This is a genomic window from Verrucomicrobiia bacterium, from assembly GCA_036405135.1.
In the GTDB taxonomy this organism is placed as follows: domain Bacteria; phylum Verrucomicrobiota; class Verrucomicrobiia; order Limisphaerales; family JAEYXS01; genus JAEYXS01.
The window spans coordinates 12356-29801 of record DASWYF010000011.1 but is presented as its reverse complement, the minus strand read 5'-3'; the positions used below and the strand labels follow the sequence as shown (position 1 = coordinate 29801).

15 protein-coding genes are annotated in these 17446 nt (G+C 54.2%); 11 read left to right on the top strand and 4 right to left on the bottom strand.

The features are described 5' to 3' along the window. The first annotated feature begins 167 nt into the window (after nucleotides 1–167). From VGH19_05150 to VGH19_05125, 6 genes are all read left to right on the top strand, one after another. Nucleotides 168–1229 carry a 3-oxoacyl-[acyl-carrier-protein] synthase III C-terminal domain-containing protein gene (locus tag VGH19_05150; GenBank protein ID HEY1170738.1) on the top strand — a complete coding sequence of 354 codons (1062 nt, stop codon included), beginning with the start codon at nucleotides 168–170 and terminating at the stop codon, nucleotides 1227–1229. Between the two features lie 150 nt (nucleotides 1230–1379). Further along, nucleotides 1380–2084, top strand: a complete 705-nt coding sequence (locus VGH19_05145) for a methyltransferase domain-containing protein (protein ID HEY1170737.1) — start codon at nucleotides 1380–1382, stop codon at nucleotides 2082–2084. Nucleotides 2085–2299: 215 nt separating this feature from the next. Further along, on the top strand, nucleotides 2300–3334 hold the full coding sequence (locus VGH19_05140) for an FAD-dependent monooxygenase (GenBank protein HEY1170736.1): 1035 nt from the start codon (nucleotides 2300–2302) through the stop codon (nucleotides 3332–3334). Between the two features lie 124 nt (nucleotides 3335–3458). Next, nucleotides 3459–3857 carry a response regulator gene (locus tag VGH19_05135; GenBank protein HEY1170735.1) on the top strand — a complete coding sequence of 133 codons (399 nt, stop codon included), beginning with the start codon at nucleotides 3459–3461 and terminating at the stop codon, nucleotides 3855–3857. Between the two features lie 148 nt (nucleotides 3858–4005). Continuing rightward, nucleotides 4006–6225 carry an ATP-binding protein gene (locus VGH19_05130; GenBank protein ID HEY1170734.1) on the top strand — a complete coding sequence of 740 codons (2220 nt, stop codon included), beginning with the start codon at nucleotides 4006–4008 and terminating at the stop codon, nucleotides 6223–6225. Between the two features lie 118 nt (nucleotides 6226–6343). Continuing rightward, on the top strand, nucleotides 6344–6937 hold the full coding sequence (locus VGH19_05125; GenBank protein ID HEY1170733.1) for a hypothetical protein: 594 nt from the start codon (nucleotides 6344–6346) through the stop codon (nucleotides 6935–6937). Here the strand turns inward: VGH19_05125 and VGH19_05120 are convergent. Both VGH19_05120 and VGH19_05115 read right to left on the bottom strand, forming a co-directional pair. Beyond that, nucleotides 6934–7836: a hypothetical protein gene (locus VGH19_05120; GenBank protein ID HEY1170732.1), complete on the bottom strand. Its 903-nt coding sequence runs from the start codon at nucleotides 7834–7836 to the stop codon at nucleotides 6934–6936. The genes VGH19_05125 and VGH19_05120 overlap by 4 nt on opposite strands. A 153-nt stretch (nucleotides 7837–7989) precedes the next feature. Next, entirely contained in the window at nucleotides 7990–9618 is a 1629-nt protein-coding gene (locus VGH19_05115) for an alkaline phosphatase family protein (protein HEY1170731.1), read from the bottom strand. A gap of 232 nt (nucleotides 9619–9850) precedes the next feature. Between VGH19_05115 and VGH19_05110 the strand changes: the two genes are divergently transcribed. Then, nucleotides 9851–10654, top strand: a complete 804-nt coding sequence (locus VGH19_05110) for a DUF4184 family protein (GenBank protein ID HEY1170730.1) — start codon at nucleotides 9851–9853, stop codon at nucleotides 10652–10654. Here the strand turns inward: VGH19_05110 and sugE are convergent. Beyond that, nucleotides 10638–10961 (bottom strand): quaternary ammonium compound efflux SMR transporter SugE, encoded by a 324-nt coding sequence (gene sugE / locus VGH19_05105; protein HEY1170729.1) that lies wholly within the window; start codon nucleotides 10959–10961, stop codon nucleotides 10638–10640. The two genes, VGH19_05110 and sugE, sit on opposite strands and share 17 nt — an antisense overlap. A gap of 268 nt (nucleotides 10962–11229) precedes the next feature. After that, entirely contained in the window at nucleotides 11230–12039 is an 810-nt protein-coding gene (locus tag VGH19_05100) for a sulfite exporter TauE/SafE family protein (GenBank protein HEY1170728.1), read from the bottom strand. A gap of 258 nt (nucleotides 12040–12297) precedes the next feature. Between VGH19_05100 and VGH19_05095 the strand changes: the two genes are divergently transcribed. The 4 genes from VGH19_05095 (at nucleotide 12298) to VGH19_05080 (ending at nucleotide 17391) form a co-directional block, all read left to right on the top strand. Further along, nucleotides 12298–13806, top strand: coding sequence for a pectate lyase (locus VGH19_05095; GenBank protein ID HEY1170727.1), 1509 nt, complete (start codon nucleotides 12298–12300; stop codon nucleotides 13804–13806). Between the two features lie 123 nt (nucleotides 13807–13929). After that, nucleotides 13930–15087, top strand: a complete 1158-nt coding sequence (locus VGH19_05090) for a cysteine desulfurase family protein (protein ID HEY1170726.1) — start codon at nucleotides 13930–13932, stop codon at nucleotides 15085–15087. Between the two features lie 26 nt (nucleotides 15088–15113). Then, nucleotides 15114–16433 carry a DNA methyltransferase gene (locus VGH19_05085; protein ID HEY1170725.1) on the top strand — a complete coding sequence of 440 codons (1320 nt, stop codon included), beginning with the start codon at nucleotides 15114–15116 and terminating at the stop codon, nucleotides 16431–16433. A 253-nt stretch (nucleotides 16434–16686) separates the two neighbouring features. Continuing rightward, nucleotides 16687–17391 carry a hypothetical protein gene (locus tag VGH19_05080; protein ID HEY1170724.1) on the top strand — a complete coding sequence of 235 codons (705 nt, stop codon included), beginning with the start codon at nucleotides 16687–16689 and terminating at the stop codon, nucleotides 17389–17391. Nucleotides 17392–17446: the final 55 nt, after the last annotated feature.

Below are 17446 nucleotides of genomic sequence, written 5' to 3'. Positions count from 1 at the left end.
GACGAAATCCGAATGACGAAGGAATGAGCAATGACTAATGGCGGACAAATAGCGCATATATGAATATATTGAGCATTCGACATTAGGCATTCCTTGGTCATTCGGATTTGGGCATTCGTCATTCATCGTATTGGCTATCAGAGTGAAGATAGATTAAGCTCCTGCCTATGTTCATTGCCGGACTGGGCACGGCGGTTCCTGCGCATCGCTACACTCAAGAAGAGTGCTGGCAGGCTTTTCAATCGGCGGAGCCTTTTGCGCGGCTGCCGGATCGTTCACGGGCGATTTTGCGGAAGGTGCTTTCGGGTTCGAACGGAATTGCGACGCGTCATTTTTCAGTTTCTCCGTTAAGCAGTGCGTTTGAGATAACGCCGGATGTGTTGCATCAACGCTTTGCCACGGCGGCTCCGGCGTTGTGCACAGAGGCGGCATTGAAAGCTTCGGAGGATGCGCGGGTGACGGTGGAGGAGATCGATGCGGTAGTGATCAGTACGTGCACGGGTTATCTGTGTCCAGGGCTGACGAGTTATGTTTCTGAACGGTTAGGATTGCGCGCAAATGTATTGGCGTTGGATTTGGTGGGGCAGGGTTGTGGCGCGGCGATTCCGAATTTACGGACATGCGAGACGTTACTGGCATCAGGTCGCGCGAAACAGGTGCTTTCGATCTGTGTGGAGGTGTGCAGTGCGGCGCTGTATGTGGATGATGATCCGGGTGTGCTGATCAGTAATTGCCTTTTTGGGGATGGGGCAGGGGCAGCAGTGGTTTCAGCCGAGGCACCAGCGCATCAACGGTGTGTGGAATGGCTGGATGCGGATACGGTGCTGAGTGCAGCGGACCGGGATTACCTACGCTTTGAGCAACGTCACGGATTGTTGCGAAATATTCTGGCGCGTCAGGTGCCGGGCATCGCGGCGAAGTTTGTGGAGGAAGTGCTGACGACGGTGCTGGCGCGGAATAAGATTTCTAAGGAACAGATCGCGGCGTGGATATTGCATCCGGGCGGACGCGACATCTTACGCGCGTTGCAGGAGCGGTTAGTGTTGCGGGAAGAGGATTTGAAATGGAGTGCCTCGGTTCTCCATGATTACGGGAACATCAGCAGTGCCTCGCTTTATTTCGTGATGCAGCGGGCGTTGAGTGGAAATGAGCATGGTGGGTGGTGGTGGTTGAGTTCATTTGGTGCGGGGTTTAGTTGTCATGGAGCGCTTGTAAAGGTTGAGGGGTGAAGGGCGAGGTGGATACGGAATGACCAATTTCCAAGCCCGAATGACGAAGGAATGAGCAATGACGAATGAGGAAGATGGATTGGGTGAGGTTCTTTGTTACGGCGGTGATTGAAAGCCTCAAAGTCCAGTTTGGGACGAGGATTGATACATATGAGCTTAGCAGGGAGAAAACTTAGGCCGGAGTTGCTGGATGAATTGCCAGCGAGTGCGCCGGAGGCGGTGCATTCGCGGGGGGATTTACGTCGATTGAATGCGTTGATGGGCAATGCGGGACTTTTGAACGGCATGGCACGGGAGTTGAAGTTATCGCCGCCGAAAACGTTGGTGGAGCTGGCGACGGGGGATGGGACTTTACTGATTCAATTGCTGGAGCGCACAGGTTGGCGGCCCGAGCGAGTGGTGTTGCTGGATCGTCAACCTGTGGTGAGCGTGGAGACGCTGGCGAGGCTACGCGAGCGTGCGAAGCAGGTGGAGGTGGTGACAGCGGATGTTTTCGAGTGGTTAGGCGCCATACAGACACCACGCTGTGATCTCATCACGACGAATCTGTTTCTGCATCATTTCGAGGATGAGCAGTTGCGTAGGATGTTATCGCTGATTGCAGCGAAGACGGAAGCGTTCATCGCATGCGAGCCGAGGCGTTCGAAGTTTGCGCTATTGAATTCGCAATTGCTGGGCTTGATCGGCTGCAATCATGTGACGCGGCATGATGCGCCGGTGAGTGTGAAGGCGGGTTTTGTGGGGGAAGAACTTTCACAGCTTTGGCTGAAGGGGTTCACTTGGGTGAAGAAAGAGCAGGCGAAAGGTTTGTTCAGTCATTGTTTCGGAGCGCGCAAAATATCTTCTGAAGTATAAAGTTTGCCATGAGATGTAGAATGGGAATCGAAATGATTTGGGTGGAGCGAGCGCTGCTTTTGCTTTGGCGAGTCGCTTTCCCCATCACCCCGGCCCTCTCGCCGAAGCTCGGCCTGCCCATTGGGGAGAGGGAGATAACATTTGCCGCGTATATGGCTTGGGTAAGTGAGTTGGGTTATCGGTTGTCATCCTTCGAAGTCCGCTCGTGACAGAACATGAAACCCATTACCATCATCGGCGGTGGGTTGGCGGGATTGACGCTGGGTATCGCGTTACGGAAGGAGGGTGTGCCGGTGACAATATATGAAGCGGGGCAATACCCTCGGCATCGGGTGTGCGGGGAGTTTCTGAGCGGTGAGGGGTTGGAGATTCTGAGGGGTTGGGGGATTGGTGATGCGGCGATGAGGGAGGGAGCGAGGGAGGCGAAGACGGTGAAATGGTATGCTGAGGATACTGTGACGGAGGTGATGTCTCTGCCAAAGCCGGCGCTCTGTATTTCACGTTACCGGCTGGATGGGATTTTGGCGGAAATGTTTGTGAAGATGGGCGGGCATCTGCTTACAGGGAGTCGATATACGGGTGACTATGGACAGGGGGTGGTACGAGCTACGGGAAGGCAGGTACAGACTGAGGCGGAAGGGTGGCGTTGGATCGGGATCAAGGCGCATGCAACGGGGGTGACGTTAGAGGCGGATTTGGAGATGCATTTGCGCGCCGATGCCTATGTGGGGATGTGTCAGGTGGAGAATGACCGGACCAATATCTGTGGTTTGTTCCGGACCAAGGAGCCGATAGGAGAGTTGAAAACTCGGTGGGAAGGTTTGCTTCTAGGTGGTAAAAATTATACGTTAACGAAAAAGTTAAAAAATGTCACTTTTGATAAAGAGTCGTTAAGTTTTGTGGCTGGATTGCCGATAAAATCTTTCCAAAATGATGACATAGGTGTTTTGAGTGTGGGGGATTCTAGCGCGATGATTCCTCCCGTTACCGGTAACGGGATGTCACTGGCGGTGGAATCGGGTCGATTGGCGTCGGAAGCGATTTTAGGTTATAGTATGGCGGAGCGGGATTGGGGAGCTACACAAGCACTTGTACACCAGAGCTATGTCCGCAGATATGGCGGGCGTTTGCGCTGGGCAGGGTGGTTGCAGGAGGGAGTGTTCCATCCTTTGACACGTAAAATTTTGGTGCGAAGTGTAGCGAAGATACCGGGGTTATTCCGGTGGGGCTTTGGGGTCACTCGCGAGTGAAAGTGTCACAAAATGTCGCTATGGTGATACACATTCCCGGAAAATTGCCTGAGAATGGCCCGGCGGTTGCTAGTTAGTGAAACGGCCGGGATTGGTTGAATCGCCAAAACTAGGGTAAACACGCGTGAAAAATAAAATTATAGTGGTGGATGACGAATATGTCATCGGGGAAACATTGAAGGCGTATCTGGAGACACAGAATTTCGAGGTGTCGATACTCACTGACGCCATCGGGCTGGTTGAAAAATTGGACGGTGATGTCTGTGATCTGGTCATTCTGGATTTGGCGCTGGCCGAGGCCGACGGCTTGGAGGTGCTGGAGATGCTGAAACAAATTCGACCCGGGCTTCCAGTGCTCATCCTTACGGGCATGGGATACGATAATGAATTGATGAGGGAAGCGATGAGGCTGAAGGCTGATGGTTATATGAGCAAGACGGTGGCTTTGCCGCATCTGGCTACTGAAGTCCGGAGGATATTGCGAGGGGCGAACTACGGTACAAAAGCCGTAGCTGAAAAATGACAAGTGGAAAGCAAGATTGTAACGGGAACATGGAAAAATTTGCTGGCGGAGACCCCGTGCCGGTGTGTAAGTCCTAGAGCACCGGTAAGTTAAAGATTGTGGGGAATCTGTCATGCCGCGCTGCCGCAGGGGTGGCTGAACGAATAATGTGAATGACATTGGCATAGACCTGTATTTTTCGCGGGAGTATCTGAAGCCCGCCATCATCATCTCGCTCTTGAGCGTGTGGGTGCTGGTGGGGCTCTTTTACTATCTGAACAGGTATACCAAGCGGCGCTATTTCACGACGTGGACGGTGGCGTGGATGTTTTACGCCATCTGGCTGACGCTCAGCCTGAGTCTTCAAAATGCGCCGGATCGACCGATGCTGGTGATGTTCAAGCATTGGTGCATATGCATCTCTGCGGTCTTTCTCTTATGGGGGAGTGCGCGCTTCCTAAACCAGACGGTGAGGCAGGTCGAGGTGGCGCTCTTTATGGGGTTCCTGCTGGTGTGGAGTTTTGTCACGTCCTTCTACTTGGATGATTCGTTACAGGCGCAGTTGCCCATTTTCGGCCTGATCAGTTTGACGAGCCTGATCACGGCGTTCTGTTTCCTGCAGTTCCGATTACGGCAACCCTACATCGGGTCCGGCCTGTTAAGTGTAGGTTTTTTCATCTGGGCGGTCTACATGGCGGCGTATCCGTTCCTGCAGGCTTCCGAATATCTGATCACGGCGGGATATTTCATCTCGGCAGTGATCCAGTTGTTCATCGCAGTAAGCATGATCGTGCTGGTGCTGGAAGAGGCGCGGACGCGTAACGAGCTGGCATTGCAACAGATGCGGGCGCACAAGAGCGAAACGGAAGTGCTGCAATCGCGCATCGCCTCGACGGAAGAGCGGTATCGCAGCCTGTTCGACCAGGCGAGTGAAGGCATTGTTATAGCAGGCACGGAAGATATGCGGGTGCTGGAACTGAACCAGACGGCGCGGCGGTTGTTGGGGGTGGCACGGATGGACAGTGTGCCGCAACCGTTGTCCACGTTTCTTGATCTGGCGGATGGCAAGCCCAAGCCGGGTAATGGTCCCGAATGGTTTTCGGCATTGCGTCAAGCGCGCCAGGTAAAGATTACCCGCCGCGATGGCAGCAGTTCTCCGGCGGAAGTGGATGGTGCGGTGATCAAATTCGATGGCCGCCCTGCTTACCAATTTTTCATCCGGGAACTGACCGAGCGCACCCGTTTGGAACAACAGCTCCGACAGGCGGAAAAGTTGTCCGCGCTTGGTCAATTGATCTCCGGCGTGGCGCATGAGTTGAACAACCCGCTGGCGGTCATCAAGGGTTATCTGGAACTGGTGCTGGCGCGGCATGACATCAACAACCAGACGCGCACGGATTTGGAGAAGGTAGCTTCAGAAGCGAATCGCGCCGCCAAGCTGGTGAATAACTTCCTATCGTTTGCTCGTGAACAGCCTGCGCAGCAGCGGATGACGAATCTGAACGAGCTGATCCAGCGCGTGGCGGAGTTGCGCCGGTTCGACCTGCGCGTGGCGAGTGTGGATCTGATCTTTGAACTGGATCCGGATTTGCCGAACACTTTGGTGGATGCGGACCAGTTGCAGCAGGTGATGGTGAATCTGGTGACGAATGCGATCCATGCCTTGGTGGAAGTGCCGATGCCGCGCCGTCTGATCATCAGCAGCAGTTTGCAGAACGGGAACATCATCCTCACGGTGCAGGATAATGGTCCGGGTGTTCCTGCGGAATACATCGCACGTATCTTTGAGCCATTTTTCACGACGAAGGAAGTGGGCACGGGAACTGGCTTGGGCCTGTCCATCGCACACAGCATCCTCGCGGATCATCAGGGGAGAATTTATTACGAGGAAGCGACGGGAGGCGGCGCGCGTTTCGTGATGGAGATGCCATTGCGTCAGGGGCCGGAGGAGCCGGTTGTGGAGCCGGTGAAGGAAGAGAAACCGAAGCTTTCCGTGAAGAATGCAGAGAATGTCCGAATCCTGATCCTGGACGACGAACGTGCTATCGCGGAATTGCTGGGCGAGATGCTCGGCTTGCTTGGTTATCAGGCCGAACTGTGCCACAACGGACCGCAGGCGTTGAACGTGATCGAACACGAAGATTTTGATGTGGTGCTGTCCGACTTCCGTATGCCGATCATGGATGGTCAGGAATTCTACAAGCGGGCAGTGAAGATCAAGCCTGCCCTGACCCGTCGCTTTGTATTCCTGACGGGTGATGTGGTGAGCGAGGACACGCGTGACTTTTTGTCCTCCACGGGCAATCCGCATATCGCCAAGCCGTTCCAGTTGAATCGCGTGGAAGAGGCGGTCATCAAAGTCTTGCGGGAGCAGGCAGTTGCAAATTAGTCCGGTTTGCTGCTTTAATAGAAGGGCGGTTTTCCGCAACTTTGGTCCAGTGCAGAAATACTTTTGAGGCGAATGTTGTCTGGGTGCTGAGAGGTATATCAGACTGGCACCCTAGGGTATGTCCAAACCGGTGCACCATCACAAAATACGCCTCCATCTGAAGGAGTTGAGCCAGCTTTTCAACTCGATGGACCCTTCGCCGTTTCAGGAGAAGGATCTGGATCAAGATGCAGAAGAGTTCATCCTGAGTTGGGCCCAGGAGTTTCCGAGCAAGGAACCGATCGAGCTGGTGATCCATCTGGACAAGGCTCCGGAGATGCCAGAAGCGACCAAACACACGATGGATTCCATACACCACTACTTTGCCTATCGGGCAAAGCTGAACTGGATGGAGTTCAAGCGGTTGATGAAAACGGGGCGGATCAGTCTCATCATCGGACTTCTATTTCTTGGCGTGTGCCTGATGATCGTGGAGGTGCTTGCCCAATATGAGACGGGACCGGCGCTGACGTTTATCCGCGAAAGTCTGATGATAGCGGGTTGGGTGGCGATGTGGCGGCCGATGGAGATTTATCTCTATGAATGGTGGCCTATCCGGCGCAAGGGGAAGGTGTTTGAAAAGCTGGCCCACATGCCGGTGCACATCGTGGTGGGGAAGGGGACGGAGGGGGAGGTGAAACCCGGCATCCAAGGTTCAATGACGGCGGCTTAGGGGACGAGGCGCAGGCGGTAGAACCGGTTGGTAAGGTCGAGATTCGGGTCCAGGACTTCGATAAGACTATTAGTGGCCACATTGGTCGTCACTGGTTGCCAGTTGGTGAGGTTGGTGCTGACTTCTACGACGTAGACCAGGCCGGTGTTTGCGTTGAAGCGGATGACGAGGTTATCCACGCCTGAGATATTCGTGATGGCGGGGAGCGAGTTGGTGAAAGGGGTGTAGAGGCTGAGGTTTATGCGCGGTGAATTGGCGAAGACCTCGAGATTATCATACGCGCGGGCTTGCAGAAGGTAACGGCCCGGTACGGCATTGCTCCATGTGAAGTTGAAGACGGTGTTGTTCGTGTTCACGCTGTTGGTGAAGGTGCCGATGAGGTTGGTAAGGCTGGCTACGTTGGTGCCCGTACCATAGTAGAACTGCACACGTCGGATGCTGCCGTTCGCGTCACCATCTTCAGCGTTGACGCGCAAGGCAATATTAGTAGCACCGCTGGAGTTTGTGACAGCGATGGCGGCATGGTTGGTGGGGATGGTGACGCTGACGGAAGGAGCGGCGTTAACGGGTTGCACCACGGTAACAGTAAGTGTCGAGCCAAAGCGCGTATCCGAGTAGGTGAAAGTGCCGTCCGATGTGAATGTCTGCAGAATCTCATCTCCTGAGAACTGTGGTCTGCCCAGCAAAAGTGTCCCATCCTTGTAGATGGTATGGTAGTTGTCCTTGATCTTGATGAACACAGAGTCGCCAACTAACAAGTTAGGCAAAGAAGATGGTGTGAATTGCGCACCGTTCACATCGACTGTGTAAGTCGTTTGGGCAAGGGCATGGGCAACAGCGAATAAATTCGCCAGCAACATCACCCAGAGGGCAAACCAGACCTTGTTACGACGTATCATCAAAATAGTTCGGTAGCCCGTATGTAAGGCGAAACCTCTTCCTTAAACAAGCCTCATGGCAAGTGGTTGCGGAAAAAGTTGAACCATCTACTCACATGCAAAAAGCCCGTTCCCAGGGGGAAACGGGCTTTGCCAAGCGTGATGATCGATAAATTAAGGTGCCAACGCCTTCACGAAGGGTTTGCCGATAGCAGCAGCCGGTTGCTCCACGTGCAAGGCGGCGGCCAAGGTCGGAGCGATGTCTGTGATATAAAACTCATCCGCATACCTGCCCGGTTTGAAAGCGCTGCCGTAGAAGCAGACGGGCACATGCGTATCGTAGGAATAAGGTGTTCCATGGCTGGTGCCGCTGGGATAGCCGCTCATGAGGAGAAAGGGCTTCGTGACCATCACTACATCCCCGCTGCGCTCGGCATTGTAGCCGTTGAAGACCATCTGGCCGAGCTGGCCCGGTGTGCGGCCATCCAGTAACTGTTCACGGCTGTAAACGGCTTGGAATTTTCCGGTATCCAGCGCCCATTCGCGGATGAAGTTGCAGAGTTCGGTCGGTGAAAGTTTCTTCTCGTTCAACACTTCATGGTTGAAGTAAAGGTTGCCCTCCACCGGTTTCGGGGTGAGGAAGTATTTGCCTGGGCCGAACTTCTGGTCGAGCTTGCCCAGCAGATCCACCATCAGCTCGGTGTCCTTCACGCGGGCGGCGTCATAGCCGTTTTGCGCGGCCTGCTCGGGGATGGGTGCTACGCCGTGATCGGCCGTCAACACCATCGTCACGTTTTTCATGCCGATCTTCTGGTCCAGATAGGTGAAGAGTTCGCTCAACTGCCGGTCCAGGCGCAACGTGATATCCATGACTTCCTGTGAATTGGGTCCGAACAGGTGGCCACAGTAGTCGATGGATGAGAACGACACGCAGAGCACATCCGGCTGCGCACCTTGACCGAGCTTCTCGCCCTCGATGGCAGCCTTGGCCAGCTCCAGCAGCAATTGATTGCCGTAAGGCGTGGGCATGATGGTCTCCGCGCCTTCACCCTTCGATTCATTTATGGTGTGCGGGAACGTGCTGGTCTTTTCCCCGCTCAACTTGCCCTCGCTGATCCCGTCATCTTTCATCGTGTAATGCTTCGAATCGATCAAGTGGGTCCACGTCTTGCCGATGTAGGAGGAGGGGATCTTGCGGGCATTGAATTCCTGCATCCAAGCCGGCAGCTCGTTCATGTAGTACGTGCTGCTGACGAACTGGGCGCTGGCGGATTCAAACCAATACGCTCCCGCTGGTTTCTTGCCGGCGGGCAAGACGGCACCGCGATCTTTCATCGAGATACCTACGACCTTGGAGCCGTAATGCGTCCGCATCTCATCCGAAAAGGTCGTGCCCATGAAATTGCGCGGCGACATCTGGCCCTTGGCCGTCTTGGTCCCCACGCCTTGCACGGATTTGTCCTCCACGCAATACATCGAGCGGCGAGTTTTCTTGTCGAACCAGTCATTCTCAATGATGCCATGCACGGCCGGGCCCGAGCCGCTCAGGAACGTGGCATGGCCGGGCGCGGTTTTCGTGGGGTAATAGGGATACCGCGCGAACGTCATGAACGCGCCGTCCTTGGTGAAGGTGCGGAAACCGTTCGTGGTGAAGTGCTGGTCGAAGCGCTCGAGATAATCATAACGGAGCTGGTCCACGAGGATGGCGACGACTAGTTTGGGCTTATCAGCCGCATAAGTTTGCGGGCCGAAAACAACGGCTGCGGTCGCCGCGAAAAGGAACAAGATTTTCTTCAGCTTCATAAAGTAAGTCAAAAGAACGGACGGCAAAAGTTGCCTCAAGATTCAGATTATCCGAACACAGAAACAGACCTGCTCCCGTCCTTCAACGGAATTCTCCATCCCCCTAAATTCGTGGTCTGTGTACCACAGCGCTTATGTCACTAAAGCTGCCTCGTGCAGCTTCCGTTATTTGACGCATCTCGCCTCACACACTAAGCTCCTCTCGTCGCGCCAAGCTGTTGCGAAACAATCCATGCCCGTCACCCACGCCCACCCCGCTGCTGTGCTGCCGCTCATCGTTTACGGGCGTCGCATCTTCAGCGCGTCAGCACTGGTGATCGGCAGCATGGCGCCCGATCTGCCGTATTTCTTCTTCCTCGATCTGTCGCGCAAAGAAACTCACAATCTCTCGGGCATTTTCCTCTGGTGCCTTCCCCTAGGTCTTTGTGTTTATGCTCTCTATCACTGGTTTTTGCGCCCTGCCTTGCTCGATCACTTCAGCCCGCACGATTGGCAAGCCAACCCGGCATTCAGTGAGCCGCGTGGCTTCACGTTTTCCTCGCTGATCGTCATCGTAATCAGCCTCATCATCGGCGCTGCCACACATAATTTTTGGGATTCGCTGACACATGGCACTGGCTGGTTTCCCGAACGCTACAGCATCTTCCATGAACACTTCTGGCCTGTCCGCTCCTATCCGCTGTATCGCGTGTTGCAATACCTGAGCGGCATCTTTGGGACTATCATTGTCGTTTGGTTCTTTCTTCGCACACTTGCCAGTCATCAACTCATTCTTTGGCAGGACCGAGCATGGCGAAAATCTTTCCTCATTCGCACTCTGAGATTGCTGGCGATAGCCGCCGCTGCCGGGGCCATCGCCAGCCTGATTTATGTGCAAGCGCGCGGACACATCTCCAGCTCATCCCGCTCCATGCAACTGCTCCGCTTCTGGATCATTTGCAGCACAGATTTCGTCGTACTGCTCGGACTCTTTCATGGTCTGAGATTGCGCTTGCGGAAAGAAGATTCCAGGAACGGCCTTACGCCGGTTTCGTGAACATCTTCAGCCCGATCACTCCCGCGACGATCAACCCCAGGCACAATATCCGCCCCAGTTCTTTCGACTCACCAAGGAAAAGCATCCCGATGATCGCCGTGCCCGCTGCACCGATGCCCGTCCACACTGCATAACCAGTCCCCACGGGAATCGTCTTTAATGCGACAGATAACAGTCCGAAGCTGAATAGCATACCCACGATCGTCGCTACGCTCGGCCACAGCCGCGTGAAACCATCCGTGTATTTCAGACCGATCGCCCAGCCGATTTCCAGGAGTCCCGCCATGATCAGATATACCCACGCCATATTTTTGCCACCAGTCAGCACCAAACCCGGACTGGAAACGGGCGGTTAACAAACGAGGCAGACGGCAGAAATAGAAAATGCCACCTGCGTGATGGCATCTACGGATGAGAACACCCGCCATCGATGCCTTCGGTGGCTGAAATGAAGATACACGCCTCCAAGCTAAGCGCAAGCGTCCCTAAACTCGTAGCAGCCGACGTGAGGAGGCTCTAACTGATGTGAAGGAGCTGAAAAGGTGTCAGAGCCTCGTCACCTCGGCTGCTACGAATCAGCGCCCAAACAACGCGTTGAATTTAAAATTGAAGATCAGATGGAGTCCCGTGAGGAACGTGAAGAGGTAGACGAGCCGCATGAACACCTTCTCCGACACCTTGCGGTTCAGCCACACACCCAGCCACACACCGACGGGCAAGATCGGCAATAGAATCGCACTCTTGATCAGCGTCTCCTTGTTGATCAACGCATGCGACGCCAAGACCGGCACATCGATCATGCTGCGGTCCAGAATGAAAAACGGCATCTTGATCCAGTTCACACAGGTGAAGATGAGGATGTTCGTCGCTACGAAGACTTCCTTGGCCAGTTTCTGTGGCACGAGATAAAGTGCCGCCACCGGCCCGGCTCCGTGCGCAAACGTGGACGTGATGCCGATACCGACCCCAAACGGCAGCGCGATCTTATGATCCGGCTTGAACGTGCTCTCCGCTGCGAAGATGCGTTCTTTTGTCAGTTGGAAAATCACGAACACAATCGCAAGGATGCCGATGACGATATTGAACTGACGTGCAGAAAAGTGCCCGATCAATTGCACACCCACCAGCACACCCAGAAGTACTCCGGGCAGGAGCAAGATCACGTTCCGCTTCTCCCATTTGCCCCAGTAATGATACAGGGTGAAAGCATCGCCTGCACACAAGAGCGGCAGCAAAATCCCCACGGCATCTTTCGAGCCAAAGGCCATCACGCACAAAGGCGTCGTGAGCATGCCAAGCCCGCCACCAAAGCCTGCCTTCGACAGGCCGATGAACAGCACTGCCGCATACGCGATCACCCAACTGGAAAGACTGGCATCCGCCACGCCCCTTCGTGTAGGGGGCAGAAGCACCAGTGTCGAGCGCGAACCGCGTTGGAGCGCGGCTTTTAAGCCGCTTCAATATTCGCGAATCGAAAGATTTTCAAAACGCTTTTAGAAGGCAAATACCTCATGGTGTTCACATCCTATTGGCTGTTGGTAATTGAAGCGGCTTAAAAGCCGCACTCCATTTGCCGCATCAAAGCTTCGATTGGCAAAGCCTTACCCTTTGCTAAACTCCTTCTCAATAATTTGCCCAGACACATGAAAACCTTCGCCATCCTGTTGGTCGTTGCCGTGAGTTTCATGACCACTTCCCTGTTTGCTGCGCCTTCGGCCACAGAAGTGAAAGCTGCCCTGAACAAATCCACGAAGTTCATGCAATCGATCTCCACGGAAGGTGGTTATCTTTGGCGCTATTCGGATGATTTAAAATTTCGCGCTGGCGAAGAGAATGCGACGGCCACTCAAATCTGGATACAGCCACCAGGGACGCCTGCTATGGGTGAAACGTTCCTGAAAGCCTATGCCGCTTCCGGCGATAAAATACACCTCGATGCTGCCCGCGGATGTGCTCTTGCTCTGGCCAAAGGCCAGCTCGAATCTGGTGGTTGGGACTACTCCATTGATTTTGATCCCGCCAAATTCCCCCTCGCTTACCGTCGCACGGATGCTGGCAAGCTAACAGCAACAGAGCTTGCCAAGCGCAAGAACATCTCCACCTACGATGACAACAACACCCAAGACGCTCTGCGTTTCCTGATGGAATACGTGGCTGTCACGAAGACTTCGACGAGCGCGGAAGACAAAGAGATTCGCACCGCCTTGGATTATGGGTTGAAGAAAATGTTGGAGGCTCAATATCCCATCGGTGCCTGGCCCCAACGCTACGACGGCAAACCCAAGAGTACTTCTGAGTATCCTATAAAAAAAGCCAGCATCCCCAAGGCTTATCCGCGCGAGCATCCCAAGACAGACTACAAAGGCTACTATACGTTGAATGACGGCACTCTCTCCGATTGCATCGACATCATGCTCACCGCCCACAAACAGTTCGGTGATCCGAAATATCTCGCTGCCGCGAAACGTGCCGGTGATTTCCTCCTGCTTGCCCAATTGCCCGAGCCACAACCAGCCTGGGCCCAGCAATACAATCCCAACATGGAACCCGCCTGGGCACGCGCCTTCGAGCCCCCCGCCATCACTGGTGGTGAAAGCGGCGGTGCCATCCGCGCCTTGATCCGTCTGCATCTGGAAACTGGCGATGCCAAATACATCGAGCCAATCCCCCGCGCCCTCGCTTGGTATAAGCGCTCCGAGATCGCCCCGAACAAATGGGCGCGCTACTACGAGCTTACCAGCAACAAACCGATCTATGGTGATCGCGATGGCAAGATCTACTATCGCCTGCAAGACATCAGCAAGGAACGCCAGACCGGATACGGCTGGGAGAGTGACTTCAACATGCGTCGCACGTTCCTTCAATGGGATGAACTGCAAAAAGACGGCCGCGAGAAAACCGCCGCCAAACGCGTCCCCAAACCGATGTCTGACAAGACTCGCGCCGAAGTACAATCCAAGCTCGCTCCCAAAGTGGAAAAAGCCATCAAAGATCTCGACACCCAGGGCCGCTGGGTCACTGATGGCAAAACTGCCCAAGAAGCCAAAGACCTGAAATCCAGTCGCCGTATCGAGACCAGCGTGTTTATCGAAAACATGCGAAGCCTGAGCGATTATTTGGAAGCTTTCGAAGGCAAACCAGCAACGAAATAGCATCACGACTACAGATGTCTCTTCTTTCCCCTCAAAATGGGAGGGGTGAGAGCGTCCATTGCGACCGATTTCCACCAAGGCATCAACCTTGTCCCCTCGCTGGATTTCACCTACCCTATTTCTATGCGATGCATCTTCTTCGATTACCAAGCGGGCACACCCGTGCGCCCTGAGGTCTTCGATGCTATGCGCCCGTGGTTCACTGAAAACTTCGGTTCCACCTCGTCTTTCCATCAGCAGGGATTGCGCGCCCGTCAGGCTCTCGATGAATCCCGCGAGCAAGTCGCCCAGTTCATTAACGCCGAAACGCCCGATTCCATCCTTTTCACCAGTGGCGGCACGGAATCAGTGAACCTTGCGATCAAAGGCGCAGCTCTCGCGGGCAAACGTCTCGGCAACCACATCATCTATTCTGCGGCCGAGCATCCCGCCGTGAGCGGCTCCATCGCCTGGTTGGAAACTCAAGGATTCAAGGCCACGAAAGTTGGTGTTGCCGCAGACGGCTCCATCGCTCCTGAATCCATCCGTGAAGCGATCACCGATGAAACGATTCTGATTTGCCTCCATCACTCCAATCACGACATCGGCACCATACAGCCGGTGAAAGAGATCGCCGCCGTTGCCACGGAACGAGGCATCCCTGTTTTCGTCGATGCCAACTTCAACGCAGGCTGGCTGCCCATCGATGTGCAATCTCTCGGCGTGCAACTCCTAGCCCTCAGTCCCTCCCGCTTTTACGGGCCGAAGGGTGTCGGCATGCTCTACCGCAACCGCCGCACACCGCTGCAGAACATACTCCACGGCGGCGTGCAAGAAGACGGACGTCGTCCCGGTTCGGAAAATATTCCTGCCATCGTAGGTGCTGGTGTCGCTTGCACATTGGCAAAAACCTCTCTCTCCAAACATGCCGCTCAGGTGCATGCCTTGCAGCAGAAGCTGTGGAACGGCTTGGAAAGATCCGTGCACGATCTTACTTTCAATGGTCCTGTCCCCGGCCCGCATCGTCACCCGGCGAACATCCATATCAGTCTCGCAGGTCTTGAAGGCGAAGCCGTCGTGCTGCGCTGTGACCTCAAAGGCATCGCTCTTCACAGTGGTACCGCATGCGTGACGAAAGCCCTGAAAACTTCTCCTGTGCTCGCTGCCATCGGCCAAAGCCCCTCGCTTGCCAAAGGTGCCATTTTGCTGACCCTGGGATTGGAGAATACGGACGAGGAAGTGGTGCGTTTCCTGGAGATATTTCCCGGCCTCGTCGCTGAATTGCGAGCGATGATGCCTTGAAGTTCATTATCCGCTTCCCCGGTTTCATGAGATGCCGTTTAATCCCCGCCGTGCTTTGGCCCGATACATCGGAATTTGTCTTAACCAAGACACCTCGTGTCGTTGCCAGGCCTGCTGGGAAGAGCCGCTCGCTTGCCAGGGAACTCGCCGCCTTCCGCCAGTTCGGCACTAAGACCCGTCGTCTGGCCACGCGTGTCACAGGTCAGAAGAAGCTCACTGTGCCCACTTTTGTGAACGAGTTCTGGACCGCGCAACAACGGCAGGCCAGCAATCTTCACGAGATCTCCTATCGCGCCTGCTTCAAGCCCCAGCTTCCGCGCTTTTTCATCGAGCGTCTTACGCTGCCAGGCGAAGTGGTTTACGATCCTTTCATGGGGCGGGGGACTACGCCAATTGAGGCCGCCTTGCTCGGACGCGTGCCCTTCGGCAATGACGTGAACCCCTTGAGCCAGGTGCTCACCCGTGCCCGCCTTGCGCCGCCTAGCCTCAAAGAAATTTCAGGAAGACTCAGCACCATTGATCTGAAAACTGGCGGACGCCTACCCAAAGACCTCTTGGTTTTCTACCACCGCGATACCTTGCGCGAGATCTGCGCCCTCAGAAAATACCTCATGGCCCGTCGTGAAAAAGGTGTGCTCGATAGCATAGACGAATGGATCGCCATGGTCGCGCTAAACCGCCTCACGGGCCATTCACCGGGATTCTTCTCTGTTTACACCCTGCCACCGAATCAGGCTGTGTCCGTGAAATCCCAGCGCAAGATCAATGAGCGACGGAATCAAGTGCCGCCTTATCGCGACGTCGTGAAGATCATTCTGAAAAAATCCAATCAGTTGCTGAAGGAGATGAAGCGGCAGGATTTTGCGCGATTGGCCAGTGTCACTGACAAGGCCCGCTTTACTACTGCTCCAGCCGATGCCACGCACGAGCTACCCACCGGGAGCGTCTCCCTCGTGGTCACTTCACCGCCGTTTCTTGATGTCGTGGATTACGCCACGGATAACTGGTTGCGTTGCTGGTTCCTTGGCATTGATTCCTCGAAGGTGAAGATCACCATTCCGAAGAAACTGGAAGTGTGGCAGGAAGTCATGACCAGCGTCTTCCGCGAGCTTCACCGGTTGCTCAAGGTTGGTGGTCACATCGCCTTTGAAGTGGGTGAAGTGAATCGCGGCAAGGTGAAGCTGGAGGAAGCCGTGATTACCTGTGGTCTTGCTGCCGGACTGGAGCCGTTGCTGGTGATGATCAATGATCAGGAGTTCACCAAGACTGCGAATTGCTGGGGGGTGGATAATAATGCGAAGGGGACGAATACGAATCGGATTGTGGTGTTTAGGAAAGGGACTTAACCGCAGACCGGTAGTACCGGTGGCAAACACAGATCAACACGGATGCAGACCAAGGCGTTATTTGATGGAGCGCGGCATTTAAGCCGCTTAAACTCTTGCCGGTGTGTAATGCAGCGGACACAGTTTAGGTCCAAGAGGGGCAAAGGCTCCTAATACAATGCGATATCGGGGGGTATAGAACACTTCGCGTCTTGCGGAGATTGCTCGGAGCCGAACGATGGGCTAGGGTCTAAGCGTGACTTGCAAGTTATGTTTGCAGAAAGCTGATTTGTGCCGCTCGCATATTATCCCGGAATTCCTTTATTCGACGCTTTATGACGATAAGCATCATTTTATCGCACTTGAAGATGTTGAGAGTGGGGAGATAAGGAAAGGCCAGAAAGGGCATAGAGAGCGTCTATTATGCAGCGGATGTGAATCGTTGATAAATAAGTTTGAGAAGCATTCGAGACGATTGTTTGTTGATCCATTGCCTGCGTTCGTCATGGGATCAGTTCGAATCAGGGAACACCCAAGGTTAGATTACAATCTTCTTAAACTATTTTTCTTGTCGATTTTATGGAGAGCTTCTGTGAGTAGTCTGCCATTGTTTGAGCATGTATATTTGGGGCCGCATGAAGAGCTTATCAGAAAAATGCTCGTTAGCGGCCAATCTGGGGCATCTACCCATTACCCAATCGCCATATTTGCGTTGAACTATGATGGCGATCACTTTCGTGACTTACTTGTCCAGCCCACATATGCGCGTGTGGAAGGTAGAAGATGTTACCGGTTTGTCATGATGGGTTTTGTCGTGTTTATTTTTGTGGCCAGCATGCCGGCACCTTCACCATTCCCTTTGATTGCCTTGAATCCAGAAAAACCCGTGAGGTCGTTCAGTGCGGAGTTCAATGAGTTTGGATTCCTTAAGGAGGTTTGGAGGAGAGCTGGTGAGTCCACAAAAGACCATGGTGATTGAATATCTGGACTTTTTATTTGAGGAACAACGGAATTCATCTTTGGATAGATGCTCA